13 protein-coding genes and 1 pseudogene are annotated in these 14,253 nt (G+C 69.9%); 7 read left to right on the top strand and 7 right to left on the bottom strand.

Annotated features, from left to right (window positions below):
• Nucleotides 1-43: 43 nt before the first annotated feature.
• Entirely contained in the window at nt 44-667 is a 624-nt protein-coding gene (locus IE302_RS30340) for a TetR/AcrR family transcriptional regulator (RefSeq protein WP_191257864.1), read from the bottom strand.
• Between the two features lie 238 nt (nt 668-905).
• Nucleotides 906-2,246: a sensor histidine kinase gene (locus IE302_RS30335; protein ID WP_373308039.1), complete on the bottom strand. Its 1,341-nt coding sequence runs from the start codon at nt 2,244-2,246 to the stop codon at nt 906-908.
• A 77-nt stretch (nt 2,247-2,323) separates the two neighbouring features.
• Here IE302_RS30335 and IE302_RS30330 point away from each other — a divergent pair, with 77 nt between their 5' ends.
• Genes IE302_RS30330 through IE302_RS30320 form a run of 3 tightly spaced genes read left to right on the top strand, consistent with a single transcriptional unit; the run spans nt 2,324 to nt 4,607 of the window.
• The gene (locus IE302_RS30330) at nt 2,324-2,839 is read left to right on the top strand and encodes a P-loop NTPase family protein (protein ID WP_229908026.1); all 516 of its coding nucleotides are present in this window, start codon (nt 2,324-2,326) and stop codon (nt 2,837-2,839) included.
• Nucleotides 2,836-3,495 (top strand): ATP-binding cassette domain-containing protein, encoded by a 660-nt coding sequence (locus IE302_RS30325; protein WP_191257862.1) that lies wholly within the window; start codon nt 2,836-2,838, stop codon nt 3,493-3,495. The genes IE302_RS30330 and IE302_RS30325 overlap by 4 nt, the downstream gene beginning before the upstream one ends.
• Nucleotides 3,492-4,607 (top strand): FtsX-like permease family protein, encoded by a 1,116-nt coding sequence (locus IE302_RS30320; protein WP_191257861.1) that lies wholly within the window; start codon nt 3,492-3,494, stop codon nt 4,605-4,607. The genes IE302_RS30325 and IE302_RS30320 overlap by 4 nt, the downstream gene beginning before the upstream one ends.
• Nucleotides 4,608-4,914: 307 nt before the next feature.
• Here IE302_RS30320 and IE302_RS30315 read toward each other — a convergent pair whose 3' ends face one another.
• From IE302_RS30315 to IE302_RS30295, 5 genes are all read right to left on the bottom strand, one after another.
• Nucleotides 4,915-5,616: a response regulator transcription factor gene (locus IE302_RS30315; RefSeq protein ID WP_020634416.1), complete on the bottom strand. Its 702-nt coding sequence runs from the start codon at nt 5,614-5,616 to the stop codon at nt 4,915-4,917.
• A 76-nt stretch (nt 5,617-5,692) separates the two neighbouring features.
• On the bottom strand, nt 5,693-7,177 hold the full coding sequence (locus IE302_RS30310) for an apolipoprotein N-acyltransferase (protein ID WP_191257860.1): 1,485 nt from the start codon (nt 7,175-7,177) through the stop codon (nt 5,693-5,695).
• A 76-nt stretch (nt 7,178-7,253) separates the two neighbouring features.
• Entirely contained in the window at nt 7,254-8,060 is an 807-nt protein-coding gene (locus IE302_RS30305; RefSeq protein ID WP_191257859.1) for a sugar phosphate isomerase/epimerase family protein, read from the bottom strand.
• A complete protein-coding gene (locus IE302_RS30300) occupies nt 8,060-9,211 on the bottom strand; it encodes a dihydrodipicolinate synthase family protein (protein WP_191257858.1) in 1,152 nt (383 codons plus the stop codon). The genes IE302_RS30305 and IE302_RS30300 overlap by 1 nt, the downstream gene beginning before the upstream one ends.
• Before the next feature lie 79 nt (nt 9,212-9,290).
• The gene (locus IE302_RS30295; RefSeq protein ID WP_191257857.1) at nt 9,291-10,331 is read right to left on the bottom strand and encodes a LacI family DNA-binding transcriptional regulator; all 1,041 of its coding nucleotides are present in this window, start codon (nt 10,329-10,331) and stop codon (nt 9,291-9,293) included.
• A gap of 38 nt (nt 10,332-10,369) precedes the next feature.
• On the opposite strand from IE302_RS30295, the pseudogene pip reads away from it, so the two are divergent.
• From pip to lpdA, 4 genes and pseudogenes are all read left to right on the top strand, one after another.
• A pseudogene (pip, locus tag IE302_RS30290) lies at nt 10,370-11,308 on the top strand (prolyl aminopeptidase); the annotation flags it as partial.
• A 66-nt stretch (nt 11,309-11,374) separates the two neighbouring features.
• Complete coding sequence (locus tag IE302_RS43330) at nt 11,375-11,782, top strand: nitroreductase family deazaflavin-dependent oxidoreductase (protein WP_444541947.1); 408 nt, start codon at nt 11,375-11,377, stop codon at nt 11,780-11,782.
• Nucleotides 11,783-11,845: 63 nt separating this feature from the next.
• The gene (locus IE302_RS30285) at nt 11,846-12,616 is read left to right on the top strand and encodes a lysophospholipid acyltransferase family protein (RefSeq protein WP_191257855.1); all 771 of its coding nucleotides are present in this window, start codon (nt 11,846-11,848) and stop codon (nt 12,614-12,616) included.
• A gap of 47 nt (nt 12,617-12,663) precedes the next feature.
• A complete protein-coding gene (lpdA, locus tag IE302_RS30280) occupies nt 12,664-14,049 on the top strand; it encodes a dihydrolipoyl dehydrogenase (protein WP_191257854.1) in 1,386 nt (461 codons plus the stop codon).
• Nucleotides 14,050-14,253: the final 204 nt, after the last annotated feature.

Below are 14,253 nucleotides of genomic sequence, written 5' to 3'. Positions count from 1 at the left end.
AAGCCCCTGGCACCAACCTCCCCCTCGAGGTGCCGGGGGCTTCTCACGTCGCGCGCTGGATCTCGGGGAAGACCTCGCCGACCAGCGTGACCAGCGATTTGCTGAGCAGGGTGTGCACCTGGGAGCGGTCGAGCGAACCGCGGACGAGCCATTCGCGGCCCGCCGCCTTGACCATCCCGCCGAACGCGCGGACCAGCGCGTTCAGCTCCTGGCCGTGTTCGCTCTCGCGGGACAGGCCGACCGCTTCGAGTACCCGGTCCGCCGATTCGCGATCGGCCTCTTCGAGGATCCGTTCGACTTCGAGGTCCCGGCCGATGCCTTCCGGCGCGATCGCGGCGAGCCACATCTTCTCCTGGCTGGTGACCATGTCCAGGAACCAGTCGATGGCCACGTCGGCGCGCAGTTCCAGTGGGCCGTCCGGCAGGATCTCGACCGCGAGCCGGGGCACGGTCAGCGCCCGCCGGATGATCTCCAGATAAAGTTCGCGCTTCGTGCCGAAGTAGTGGTTGATCAGACCCCTGGCCACCCCGGCCTCCGCCGCGATGTCCGAAGTGGACACTTCAGAGTACGGTCGTTCGCCGAAAAGACGTGCCGCACAGGCGAAGATCTGCTCTTTGCGCTCGTCCGGCTCCAGTCTCCGCCATTTCGGCGTCGGCTCGGTCGTCATACCTTCAATCTTCCCACGATCGATTCAGCCCGGCTGGATGGTCACCGGATCGCTGTGACATATAAAAGCAAAGTGTCAGTTAATCCGGCGTGTACCGTCTGTTGGCCCGCTGGTCTTTACCGTCTTCTTTCAGGTGGCATGCCGTGCGCGCTGTCGGGGCGCGTTTGCCTCCTACCGGCCCGGCCTGGCGAGTAACCCCCCCTAGCTCGCCAGGCCCGGGCCTTCTTACTGCGCGGCCTTACTGCGTGGAGGGGCGTTCGGCGGGCAAGAGCAGTGTGAACGTCGTCGGCGACGGGCTGGTCAGCCGCAGCCGCCCGCCTTCCGCCTCGGCCAGGCTCCGCGCCAGCCGCAGCCCGATCCCGTGGCCTTCGCGGTCCTCGCTCCGCTCCTCGGTCACGAACGGATCGTGCCCGTCGGGGAGGACGCCCTCGTCGCTCACGTCGATGGCCAGCGCGTCGCCGGCGTCGCGGGCGAGGACGGTGACCGTGCCGCGGCCGTGGGCCGCCGCGTTGTCCAGCAGCACGGCGAGCACCTGCCGCACGGCCGCGTCCGCCGCCCGGGCGGGCAGCGCCTCCCGTCCGCTGATCCGCAGCGCGCGGCCGCGTGCGGCGAGCAGGCCGTGCCAGGTCTGGCGGACCTCCTCGAAGAGTTTGCCGAGGTCGAGCAGCGCACGCGGGGCCCTGGTCTGCTTGGCCAGCGCCAGCAGGTCGTCGATGGTGCGTTCCAGCCGGTCGGCCGACGCGATGCCGTCGCGGATCGTCGCGTAGGGGTCGCGATCCGGGCTCTCCAGTGCCGCCTCCAGCTGCAGGCGCAGCCCGGTCAACGGCGTCCGCAGCTGGTGGGAGGCGTCGGAGGAGAAGGTCCGTTCCCGTTCCAGCGTCTCACCGATCCGGACGGAGGTGGAGTCGAGCGCTTCGGCGACCTGATCGATTTCGCGGACCCCGGTGCGGCCGGCGCGCACGGTGAAGTCGCCCTCGCCGAGGCGGTCGGCGGCGCCCGCGAGATCCTCCAGCGGCCGCGCCAGCCGGGTCGCGATCCGGCGCGCGATCAGCCAGCTGGTCCCGATCGCGATGACGGCGAGCCCGGCCATCTTCAGCCAGGTCAGCCGGATCCGGTCGTCCAGTTCGGACCGCGGATGGGCGGTGCGGACCACCCCGACCAGCGACGGGCCGCTGAGCACCGGGACGGCCAGGACCACCTCGTCGCCGCGCGTCCCGGTCGCCATGTCGGTGTAGTGCGCTTCGCGGACATACCGGTCTTCGGTGGCAGGGCCGTCGCCGACCAGGAGCCTTCCGGTCGGGGTGTAGACCGAGACCTTGATGCCGCGGATCCGGTCCTCGTCCGGTTTGACCGGCTTGAGCTCCGGGACCCGGCCGTTGGCGAGGTCGCCGGTCACGTCGAGGACGGCCGTGTCGGCGACCCGTTCCAGGTCGTGGGTCGAGTTGCCCTCGTGGAACCGGGCGACCGCGATGGCCAGCGGCGCCCCGAAGAGGGTGATCGCCAGCACCGCGGCCAGCACGGTGAGGGTGACGATCCGGCGGCGCACCGACAAAGTGTGGCCGAAACGGGAGAGGATCACCCACCCGACGCGATATTTTGCCGTCCGTTGGCCTGAGATCAAGGCGATGTTGACCCCGTTCGCTTTACCTTGGGGCCATGCGCCGACGTGCCGCCGTCATGGCAGGCTCGGGGCCCGGATCCGTCCCCCTCGTCCGGTTCGCCGTCCCGGGCGAATGTGTGGCCGTGCTGCCCACCGGAAGTGGTGAAGCCCCCGAGGGCGCTCCCGGTGTCGGCGTGCTGCTCAGGCGCGGGAACCTCTTCGGCCACCTCACCGTCGGGCAGAACATCCTGCTGGCGGGACGGCTCGCCGGCCGCCGTTCCCCCGGGAACGCCGCCGACCTGCTCGGACTGGTCGGCCTCGCCGGGCGTGGCGACGCCTACCCGGACGAGCTGTCGGCGCTGGAAGGCGCGCGGGCCGGGGTCGCCGTCGCCCTGGCCGGGGCACCCGAGGTCGTCGTCGCCGACGAACCGGCGGGCGAACTCGACGGGCTCGCCGCACTCGAACTCATGGATCTGCTGTGCGCCGTCGCGGCCCGCGGGACGGCCGTCGTCGTGGCGACCCGTGACCCCGAGATCGCGGCGGCCGCGCACCGGATCGTGAGAGTGGCGTGACCGCCCCGCTGGTCCGCACCGACGAGCTGGCGCACACCTATGGTTCCGGGCTGACCGCGGTGGTCGCCGTGCACGGCGTCAGCTGCGTGATCGGCGCGGAGACCCGGGCGGTGGTGACCGGCAGGGCGGGCGCCGGGAAGACCACGCTGCTGCACCTGCTCGCCGGGATGAAGAAGCCGACTGCGGGCACCATCGACTGGCCCGCGTTCGAGCCGTCGCCGCCCGGCCCCGACCTGATCGGGCTGGTGCTGCAGGACGGCGGGCTGCTGCGCGATCTCGACGTCCGGCTGAACGTCGCCCTGCCGCTGGTCCTCGCGGGCCGGACCGGCACCGCGGTCCGCGACGCCGTCGACGGCGCGCTGGAGCTGGTGGGCCTGACGGGCTTCGCCAAGAAGGCGCCCCGCGACCTGACCGGCGAGCAGATCCGGCTGGCCATCCTGGCCAGGGCGCTCGCGCCCGCGCCGAAACTCATCCTCGCCGACGACCCGGCGGGCTGGCTGGACCGTCCGGCGGCGGAGCGGCTTCTCGGCAGGCTCGTGCGGGCCGCGGACGGGCTGGCCGCCGGGCTGCTGGTGGCCACGGCCGAGCAGGCCCCGGCGGAGTTGTTCGGCGAACGCTGGGCGATGGTCGACGGGAAGCTGGTGCGGGACCGGTGATCGCGGCGATGGCGTTGTGGGTCGGCGGGATCGCGCGCGTGCGCCCCGTCCGGCTCGGCATGCCCGCGGCCGGGGCCCTGCTCGTCACCACCCTGCTCGCGGCGCACGGCTGGGAATGGGAACCGGCGCCGCCATGGGTGCCCGCAACGGTGCTGGCGGTCCTGCTGGCCGCCCCGTCGGAGCGTTCGCTGCGGAGCGATCACGACCTCCTGCGTGCCCGCGGCGCGACCGGCGGGCAGGTCGTCGGACTCGCCGCCGCCGAAGCCGCGGTCGCCGGACTGGCCGGTGGCCTCGCCGGCGTCGTGCTGTCGCTGGTGGGGGGATTCCTCCCCGGAACCGGCTTGTCCCTCGTCCGGGAAATCGTTCTCTTGCTGCTCGCGGGGCTGGTCGTCGCGGCGATCGCCGTCCTGCCGCCGGTCCTGCGCGAGTGGTATTTCGTCCCCGCCGACGACGGTCCGCCCTGGTGGTCGCCCTACGGCCTCGACCTCGTCCTGCTCGCGCTCGCCTTCGTCTGGCCGCTGCTCGGCTGGGCGGGCGGCACGATGCTGTTGTGGCGGCTGGTGGAACTGGGGCTGCGCAAGGGCAAACGGGTGATCGGCGGAATGCTCAGGCCGCTCGTGTCGGGGCTCGCCGGGGTGCTCGCGCTGTCCATTTCGTGGCGGAGCGCGCTGCTGGCGCGGTCGGTGGCGCTGGTCGCGCTGGCGGTGGCGTTCGCGATCTCGTCCGCCCTGACCAGGGATGGCTGCGTCGCGGCCAATGTGGACCGGGTGGCTTCGCTCGTGCTCGCCGCGGCCGCCGCGGGGCCGTCGTTCGGACTGGCGCTCAACGAACGCCGTCGTGACCTGCTGATCGTCAGCACCCTCGGCGGGAAACGCCGTCAGGTGGCGACGTTCATCGCGGGCGACGCGCTGATCGTCGGCGGCGGGGGCCTGATCGCCGGGCACCTGCTGGGCGTGTTGTTCGTCCTGCTCACCCCGGCGGAATGGGTGGCCTTCCCCCACGGGTACTTCGCGCTGCTGGGGGCGGTGGTGATCGTGTCGTGCGTGGCGGCGTCGGCGCGGATCGCGCAACTCGCCGCCCGCGACGAGGTTTCCGACCTGCGGGACTACTGAGAAGTAGGGCGAACGCGGCTTGCCTGGGCGCGCGGGTCGTGAGTGGTGAGGCTGGTTATCGAGGGGGTAGGGCAAAAGTGGCGGTCGCGTGAGGTGAAGGGGCTTTCCCGGCGTCCCATGCGGGGAAAGCGCCCTTCGCGTCGCGGTTGGTGGTTTGTGGGCGCCGCGGGCGCGGATCGGGGTGGTCTGGTGGGTCGGCGGCGTTGTGAAAGCCACCTTCGCAACGTTGAAGGTTGCGAAAGTGGCCTTCACAACGACCACCCCGGCCCAGTGCGCTCCGGTGCCGCCTGCCTGGACGTGCCCTGAACTAGCCCTCGAAGGGCTGTTCCAAGCGATAGCCGTGGCCGCGCAGCGTCGAGATCCTCGGCGCCTGCTCGGGGGTGGGCGCCGACTCGGTCAGCTTCCGCCGCAGCGCCGCGATGTGGACGTCCAGGGTCTTGGTGGAGCCGTACCAGTGCGCGTCCCACACCTCGGACATCAGCGTGTCCCGGCTGACCGCGACGCCCGGCTGCTCGGCCAGCCGGGCGAGCAGGTCGAACTCCTTGGCTCGCAAAGAGATCTCCCGCCCGCCGACGCTGACCCGCCGTCCGGCGGTGTCCACCCGCAGATGCCCGACGGCGATCGCGGGCCTGCTCTCCGGCGGCGCTGTTCCGCGCCGCAGATGCGCCCGCACCCTGGCGAGGAGTTCGCCGAGCCGGATGGGTTTGGTGAGGTAGTCGTCGGCCCCGGCCTCCAGGCCGACGACTACGTCCATCTCCTCCTGCCGGGCGGTCAGGATGACCAGGACCGCGCCGGGGAGCGCCGCGCGCAGCCGGCGGCAGACCTCGACCCCGTCCAGATCCGGCAGGCCGAGATCGAGCAGGACGAAGTCGATGTCGTCGGCCTCCGCCGCCGCGAGCGCGGTGCGGCCGTCACGCTGCCAGGAAACCTCGTAGCCGTGCAGACGGAGGGTCGATTCGAGGACGCCGCCGATCGCGTCGTCGTCCTCCACCACCAGCAGTTTCGGCATGCGGGGGAGCTTAACCGTTGAACACTGTTCTTTTCGGCTAAGACGTTACGAACACCACCCATTGCGTAACAGGGCGCTAACGTTTCCCTGTGCGCCCGCGTCGGTATGTCCACAAAGGACAGAGTGCGGCGACGGCGAGACACAGCCAGGCGAACACGTCGCCGACACGGCTGTACACGGTCTGTGTTCTCGGCTGTACCGGAAGATCCGCGACGAGCGTCTGCTGATCGGTGCGGAAGTAGTCGGCGTGCCCGAGTACCCGGCCCTGACTGTCCACGGCTGTGGAATTTCCGTGGGTGGAGTGCCGGAAGAGCGAGTAACCGTTTTCCACCGCGCGGAACGTGGCCTTTTCCGCGTGCAGCGAGCCGAATCCCGGCCAGTCGTTGGCGGGGACGAGCATCAGCGCGGTCTCCTTGTCCGCGGCCTGGCGCATCAGGCCCGGGAAATCCGCGTCGTAGCAGATGACCGTCGCGAGCCGTCCGTATGCCGAATCCGCGGTGGGGACGATGCCGGGACCGGGAGTCATCGGTTCCATCGGCGTCGGATGCGTTTTGTCGTAGGTCCACGCCACTTCGCCGGTCGGCGTGACGAGCACGGCCAGGTTGCGGATATAGGGGGCCTGCTTGGTGTACAGCGCGTAGGCGAGCCCCACGTGGATCCCCGCTTGCCTCGCTTCGGCGCCGACCCGCTTCAGCAGCGCGTCCTGGTCGCGTTCCAGCACGCGGGCATGCGTTTCGGGCCAGACAACGATCTTCGCCCCCGCGGACGCCTGCTGCCGGGTCCTGGTCACGAGATCTTCGGTGACCGGCGCGAATGCCGCGCCGACCGCGACGGGGTCGGCCGCGCCGACTTCCTGGGCACGCCAGTACTTCACCCCGATCCGCTCCAGCGCGCCGGAACTCGCCTTGTCGGCGTCGGCCGAAGGACTGATCCCCGCGACCCGGACGGTGTTCGTCGTGGGGGCGTCGAACAGCAACCGCGCGCCACCGGCGATGAACACCAGGCCGAGCACGCAGGCGTGGACGAGCGCCGTGCGCCTGACCCGCGGCCACCCTTCCGCCCACCCGGTGTTCACCACCGAGGCGAACCACGCGAGGACGAAGGTGAGGCCGTACACGCCGGTCACCGACGCCGTCTGGAGCAGCGGCAGGTTCCCGGACTGGGTGCTGCCGAGCGCGCCGAAGTCGCCGAAGCCGGTGATCACGGTGAAGAGGTACTCGCCCGCGACGAGCGTCACCGGGAACACCAGTGTCCGCAACGGTACCGCGCGATCGGCGTACAGGCGGTCGGCCAGGAACGCCGTCGTCTGCAGCACCGCGAGCAGGAGGAAGGCGAGCAGACCGGAGAGCACGAACAGCAGGCCGGTGACCCCTAGCCAGAACACCTGCCCGATCAGCAGGGACAGGCCCACCATCCGGATCGCGCGCCGGACGGGGACCTGCCGGGCGTAGCGGAGCAGGAAGATCGGGAACACCCACGCGGCGAGAGGGACGTTCCAGTCGCTGTGGACGGCGAGCACGAGCAGCGCTGTGCCCAGCCACCAGAGGAGCCGTGGTTTCATACCGCGAACGCTAGGAAACCACGGCCTCCCGGACAGCCCACCCAGGGCAGCGAGTGCCCCTTACTTTCGTCAGGTCTCAGGCGACGTGATCCCGGTACGCGGCGATGGTCTCCGCGAGGACTTCGCCGCCCGGACGGCGCCAGAGGTCGGCGTCGAACACCTCGACCTCGATCGGCCCGGTGTACCCGGCGGCCTCGACGCACGCCTTCAGCCGCCGGTGGTCGATCGGGCCGTCACCGGGCAGCGCCCGGCCCAGCAGCGTGTCGGTCAGCGGCACCTTCTGGTCGCACACATGGAATCCGGCGATCCGCCCGGCCGCCGCGGCGATCGACTCCTCGATCCGCGGGTCCCACCACACGTGGAACTCGTCGACGATCACGCCGACCTGTTCGGCCGGATGCTCCAGCGCGACGGCCAGCGCTTGATCCACTGTGGACAGCACCGACCGTTCGGCGCACTGCATGGGATGCAGGGGCTCCAGGCCGAGCCGCACACCGCGCTCACCGGCGTACGGGGCGAGCTCGCCGACCGCGTCGGCGACCCGCTGGCGCGACGACGCGAGATCGCCGTTCACCCCGCCGACGACCAGGACGAGGACGTCCGCGCCCAGCGCGGCCGCTTCGTCGATCGCCTCCCTGGTCTGCGCGACACCGTCCACAGGGGACCCTTCCGGGGTGATCCCGGTGAAGAAACCGCCACGGCACAACGACGACACGCCGACGTCGTACTCCTTGAGCAGCCGGGCCGTCTCCGCGACGCCGGTCTCGGCGACCTTGTCCCGCCACAGGCCGATCCAGCGGACGCCCGCCTCGGCACAGCCCGCCACGGCCTCCGGCAGCGACCACGCCTTGGTGGTGATCTGGTTGAGGCTCAACCGGTCCATCACGCCACCCCCGCCGCGGCCAGCAGCGGCCGCATCCGCGCGACGGCGAGGTCCGGATCGGCGAGCGCACCGGCGGCGTCCGCCAGCCTGAGAAGTTCGGCCAGATGCGTGATGGACCGGGCCGATTCGCGGCCCGCGACCATCCGGAAATGGTTCTGGTGCCCGTTGAGATAGGCGAGGAACACGACGCCGGTCTTGTAGTTCCTGGTGGGGGCGCGGAAGATCGCCCTGCTCAGGGCCACCGTCGGGTCCAGCAGGCCGTGGAAGCCCGCCTTGTCGCCTTCGTCGAGCCGGGCGAGCGCGGCGCCCGCGACCTGCGCGACGGCGTCGAAGATGCCCAGAAGTGCTTCGCTGTGGCCCTGATCGTCCCCGGCGATCAGTTCCGGGTAGTTGAAGTCGTCGCCGGTGTAGCACGCGACGCCTTCGGGCAGCGCGCGGCGGAACGCGGTCTCGATCGACGCGTCGAGCACCGAGACCTTGACGCCCGCGATCGCGCCGGCGTGCTCGGCGCAGAGCCTGCCCAGTTCCCCGGCGGCCGCCCGGACGTCGCCGTGGCCCCAGTATCCCGCCAGCGCCGGGTCGAACTGCTCGCCCAGCCAGTGCAGCAGGACCGGACGGTCCGCGCCGGAGAGCAGTTTCCCGTACGCGGCATGGTAATCCGCGGGGCCGGACGCCGACGCGGCCAGCGCGCGGCTGGCCATCACGACCGGGATCGCCCCGGCCTCGCCGACCAGGTCCAGCTGCTCGCGCCAGGCGTCCACAATGGACTCAGGAGTCGCGCCACCGGCGGGGAGCTGGTCGGTGCCGACACCGGCCACCCACGGCCGTCCGGCGGCGAGCGCGCCGGTGCGCCGGATGAGGTCCTGGGTGGTGCCCCAGTCCAGGCCCATCCCGCGCTGCGCGGTGTCCATCGCCTCGGCCACGCCGAGACCGCAGGACCACAGGTGTTCGCGGAAGGCGAGCGTCGTGTCCCAGTCCAGGACCGCGCCTTCTTCGGGGTCGGCGGCGGCGAACGGGTCGGCGACCACGTGCGCGGCCGCGTAGGCGATACGGGAGGTCGGCGGCGACGCCGGTTTCGCGGGCGTTTCCGCCCCCTGTGGCGTCCACTCCACCAGTCCGCCATCGGCGGTGGGCAGGGCGATCAAGGTCATCGGGTCTCCGTGGCGCGGGGTGTGAGAAAGCGCTTTCTCAGACCACGTTAAGTCACGCCGCGGGCGCCGCACAAGGGTTTCAGCGGGCGGGGGAAGCGGTGCTGGAGCGCAGGACCACTTCGCCGGACATGCGCACCACACGCGGCCGGGTTCCTGGAGAGGCCTTGAGTGCCAGGTCCATGGCCCGTTCGCCCAGCTTCTCCAGCGGCAGCGCGACCGTGCTCAGCGCCGGCGTGAGATCGCGCACTACAGGGATGTCGTCAAAACCGGCGATCGACATCTCGCCGGGTACGGAGACACCCGCGTCACGCAGCGCGGCCATCGCGCCGATGGCCATCACATCGGTCACCGCGAACACGCACGTCGGCCAGTGCTTCCGCGGCCCGGCGAGAACCTTCTCCATCGCCTCGTAGCCGCCGTCACGGGTGAACGCGGCCTCGACGACGGCGTCTTCGGCCAGTTCGACGCCGTGCTCCAGCAGTTCCGCGGCGAAGCCGTCGAGACGGTCGACGACGGTGGTGAGGCTCTTCGGCCCGGCGAGTACGGCGAACTTCCGGTGTCCCAGGTCCAGCAACGCCTTCGCCAGTTCGGCGCCGCCGCCCCGGTTGTCGGGCTGGACGGTGTCCACTTTGAGCCCGCGATGCCTGCTGACCGCCGCGACATGCCCGCCGCCGCGCCGGTACGGCTCGAGTTCGGCGGCCATCGCCTTTTCCCACGCTTTGTCTTCGAACGCGGAGCCGATCAGCAGAATGGCCGACGCGCGCTGGGCGCGCAGCGTCGAAACGTACGCGACCTCCTTGGCCGGATCGCGGAAAGTGCTCGCGAGCATCACCAGGAGGTCGTTCGCGCTCGCCACGCGCATGACCCCGCCGGCGATCGCGGCGAAATACGGGTCACCGACGTCATGGCAGATCACCCCTACCGTGGGCTGTGAGCCACCGGCCAATGCCTGAGCGTGAGCATTGGGGGTATAGGAGAGGTCGGCCGCCGCGGCGATCACTCGTTCGCGGAGATCTCCCCGGACGGTGGCGGTGCCGTTGAGTACGCGGGACGCGGTCGCGAGCGACACGTCCGCGGTGCGCGCCACATCTTCCAGCGTCACGTGGGGGCGGGCCTTCATCGAACCTCCAAGCTGGCGTTTGGGGCATAGTGGCGGACATGCTCGGCCTTTACCCGGAAATCGAACCTTACGTCCAAGGGATGTTGCCTGTCGGTGACGGCAACGAGATCTATTGGGAGGAATGCGGCGATCCCGAGGGCAAACCAGTGATTTTCCTGCACGGTGGCCCCGGAGGTGGTTCGAGCCCGAGACATCGGAGACTGTTCGATCCGGAGCGGTACCGGATCGTCCTCTTCGACCAGCGCGGCTGCGGGCGCAGCACGCCGAACTGTGCCACACCGGAGGCGGATCTCTCGGTCAACACGACGTGGCACCTCGTCGCCGACATCGAGCGGTTGCGCGAGCATCTGGACATCGAACACTGGATGGTCTTCGGCGGCTCGTGGGGGAGTGTGCTCGGACTGACCTACGCGGAAACACATCCCGGGCACGTCACGGAACTCGTGCTGCGCGGGGTGGCCACTTTGCGGGCCAAGGAACTGCAATGGCTCTACGGCGGGGGAGCGGCGTTCCTCTTCCCCGAGGCGTGGTCGCGTTTCCTGGCCCCGGTGCCGTTTTCGCGCCGCCAGGAAAACCTCATCGAGGTGTACCACGAACTGCTGAGTCATCCGGATCCCGCCGTGCACGGACCCGCCGCGATCGCGTGGAGCCGCTGGGAGGGGGAGACGGTCAAACTGCGCCCGCGGGACGAAGTGATCGACGCGTTCAGCGATCCCGAATTCGCCCTCGCGATCGCGAGGATCGAGAACCACTACTTCCGGTACGGCGGCTGGCTGGCCGAGGATCAGCTGCTCCGGGACGCCGGGAAGCTTCGGGACATCCCGTGCGTTCTGGTCCAGGGACGCTACGACGTGGTCACCCCGGCCATCACCGCGTGGGAGCTCGGCCAGGTGCTGCCGACCGCGGAACTGGTGATGGTCGGCGACGCCGGTCACGCGTTCGACGAGCCGGGCATCCTGCACGAGTTGATCAGCGCGACCGACCGGTTCGCGTCACACTGGCGGGGCGCCACGACACCCGAGCACGAGGAGAGGAACGCAGACATGCTTTTCGGTGACGAGCACGTCCGTCGCTACGAAGAGACCGACGGCGAGGTGGGCCACGACTGGGAGAAGGGCGCGCCCTGCCTCGTCCTCACCACCAAGGGCCGCAAGACCGGCGAGGACCGCAAGTTCGCGCTGATCTACCAGTTCGACGACGAGAACAACCCGGTGATCGTGGCCTCGAAGGGCGGGGCGCCGGAGGACCCGGGCTGGTACAAGAACCTGCAGGCGAACCCCGAGGTCAAGGCGCAGGTCAAGGCGGACAAGTTCACCGCGCGGGCCCGGACGCTGGAGGGCGAGGACCGCGCGAAGCTGTGGGAGAAGCTCGCCGCTGTCTGGCCGGACTACAACGAGTACGCGAAGAAGACCGACCGCGAGATCCCCGTGGTTGTCCTCGAACGCGTGTGATCCGCGCCGCGTTCGCGCGGGGATCCAGCCGAACCGGAGCGTGTTCGGCTACGAATTACGTCCATGGTGCTGAGACCCCGTGAACGCTGGACCGCACTGAGCCCCGTCTCGGGTGACTTGCTGACGTTCCGCCAGATGATCGCCTTCGGCCGGCGCTTCGCCCGCGCCGGCCGGGGCGCCTGGTTCAGCCTCGCGATCAACGTCGTGTGGCCCTTCCTGGTGCTGTTCACCCGGTTCCGGGTGCGCGGCGGCGAGCACCTGCCGTCGACGGGCGGGTTCCTGGTCGCGTCGAACCATCTCTCCTTCGCCGATCCGACGACGGTGACGGCGTACTGCCTCGCGCACGGCCGCGTGCCGCGGTACCTGGCGAAGGCGAGTCTCTGGGACGCGCCGGTCGTCGGCTCGGTGATGCGCTCGGGCGGGCACATCCCGGTGTACCGAGGGGCGGCCACCGCGTCGGACGCGTATCGCGACGCCGTCAGCGCCGTCCGTGAGGGTGAATGCGTCGTCATCTTCCCGGAAGCGACCTTCAGCGATCACCCGGACGGGTGGCCCATGCGTGGCAAGACCGGGATCGCGCGGATCGCGCTGGAGACCGGTGTCCCGGTGATCCCGCTGGCGAACTGGGGCACGCACCACCTGCTGCCGTCGGACGCCGTGCTGCCGCGCGCCTTCCCCCGCAAGACGGTGAACCTGGTCGCGGGTCCGCCGGTGGACCTTTCGGACCTCGTGACGTCCACGCCGTCGCGCGAGGTGCTGGAGGAGGCGACCGCGCGGATCATGGCCGCGGTGACGGACCTGCTGATCGAGATCCGCGGCTCCCGCCCCGAGTAGGCAGTCTCACCCTTCGGACGGCCCCGGTGAGGGGTAGGTTTCGACGTATGAGTGCACACTATGACGTCGTTGTCCTGGGGGCCGGGGTCGGCGGTTACGTGGCGGCGATCCGGGCGTCGCAACTGGGGCTGAGCGCGGCGGTCGTGGAGGAGAAATACTGGGGCGGGGTGTGCCTCAACGTCGGCTGCATCCCGTCGAAGGCCCTGCTGCGCAACGCCGAACTCGCGCACATCGTGACCAAAGAGGCCAAATCCTTCGGGATCCAGGTCGAGGGAAAGGTCACCTTCGACTACCAGGCCGCCTTCGACCGCAGCCGCAAGGTCGCGGACGGTCGCGTCAAGGGCGTGCACTTCCTGATGAAGAAGAACAAGATCACCGAGTACGACGGGCACGGCACGTTCCTCGACGCCAACACCATCGAGGTCAACGGTGAGCGGATCACCTTCGACAACTGCGTGATCGCCACCGGCGCGACCGCGCGCCTGCTGCCGGGCACCACGCGCAGCGACCGCGTGGTCACCTACGAACAGCAGATCATGGAAAACGCACTGCCGGAGAGCATCGTCATCGCCGGCGCGGGCGCGATCGGCGTCGAATTCGCCTACGTGCTGCACAACTACGGCGTGAAGGTGACCATCGTCGAATACCTCGACCGGATGGTCCCGCTCGAAGACGCCGAGGTCTCCGCCGAACTCGCGCGCCGCTACCGGAAGCTCGGCATCGAGGTGCTGACCTCGACCAAGGTCGAGACGATCGACGACACCGGTGACCGCGTGCTGGTCACGGTGTCGAAGAACGGCGAGTCCCGGGTCCTGGAAGCGGACAAGGTGTTGCAGGCCATCGGTTTCCAGCCGCGGGTGGAAGGCTACGGCCTGGACAAGACCGGCGTGGAACTCACCGACCGCGGCGCCATCGCCATCGACTCGCGCGGCCGCACCAACGTCCCGCACATCTTCGCCATCGGCGACGTCACCGCGAAACTGATGCTCGCGCACGCGTCGGAGTCCATGGGCGTCGTCGCCGCCGAGACCATCGCGGGCGCCGAGACCATGGAACTCGACTTCGTCATGATCCCGCGCGCCACCTACTGCCAGCCGCAGATCGCCAGCTTCGGCTGGACCGAAGAACAGGCCCGCGAAAAGGGCTTCGACGTCCAGGTGGCGAAGTTCCCCTTCACCGCCAACGGAAAGGCGCACGGCCTCGGCGAGGCCGTCGGTTTCGTGAAGATCCTGAGCGATGGGGAACACGGGGAGCTGCTGGGCGCGCACCTCATCGGCCCCGAGGTGACCGAACTGCTGCCGGAACTGACCCTGGCGCAGCAGTGGGACCTGACGGTGCACGAGATCTCGCGGAACGTGCACGCTCACCCGACCCTGGGGGAAGCCGTCAAGGAAGCCGTGCACGGCCTCGCCGGCCACATGATCAACATGTAAGTGGTCGGCCCGCGTGAGCGAGCCAGAGGGCGTGTTGTGAAAGCCACTTTCGCAACCTTCAACGTTGTGAAAGTGGCTTTCACAACGCGGGGAGCCAGAGCGACGCAAGAACGTGAGGGCAGGTGGGTCGTGAGTGGTAAGTGTCGTTAGAACGACCCGAAACACTCACGACCATCTCGACCCAGCGCCCACCCACAGCGCGCC

It is taken from the genome of Amycolatopsis oliviviridis, assembly GCF_014654365.1.
Lineage (GTDB): Bacteria > Actinomycetota > Actinomycetes > Mycobacteriales > Pseudonocardiaceae > Amycolatopsis > Amycolatopsis oliviviridis.
This window is presented reverse-complemented; position numbering and strand designations above follow the sequence as displayed.

Coding starts and splice junctions, on each gene's coding strand:
- IE302_RS30340 (WP_191257864.1), bottom strand. CDS start 667: ATGACGACCGAGCCGACGCCGAAATGGCGGAGACTGGAGCCGGACGAG.
- IE302_RS30330 (WP_229908026.1), top strand. CDS start 2,324: ATGCGCCGACGTGCCGCCGTCATGGCAGGCTCGGGGCCCGGATCCGTC.
- IE302_RS30315 (WP_020634416.1), bottom strand. CDS start 5,616: ATGCCGAAACTGCTGGTGGTGGAGGACGACGACGCGATCGGCGGCGTC.
- IE302_RS30310 (WP_191257860.1), bottom strand. CDS start 7,177: ATGAAACCACGGCTCCTCTGGTGGCTGGGCACAGCGCTGCTCGTGCTC.
- IE302_RS30305 (WP_191257859.1), bottom strand. CDS start 8,060: ATGGACCGGTTGAGCCTCAACCAGATCACCACCAAGGCGTGGTCGCTG.
- IE302_RS30300 (WP_191257858.1), bottom strand. CDS start 9,211: ATGACCTTGATCGCCCTGCCCACCGCCGATGGCGGACTGGTGGAGTGG.
- IE302_RS30295 (WP_191257857.1), bottom strand. CDS start 10,331: ATGAAGGCCCGCCCCCACGTGACGCTGGAAGATGTGGCGCGCACCGCG.
- IE302_RS43330 (WP_444541947.1), top strand. CDS start 11,375: ATGCTTTTCGGTGACGAGCACGTCCGTCGCTACGAAGAGACCGACGGC.
- IE302_RS30285 (WP_191257855.1), top strand. CDS start 11,846: ATGGTGCTGAGACCCCGTGAACGCTGGACCGCACTGAGCCCCGTCTCG.
- lpdA (WP_191257854.1), top strand. CDS start 12,664: ATGAGTGCACACTATGACGTCGTTGTCCTGGGGGCCGGGGTCGGCGGT.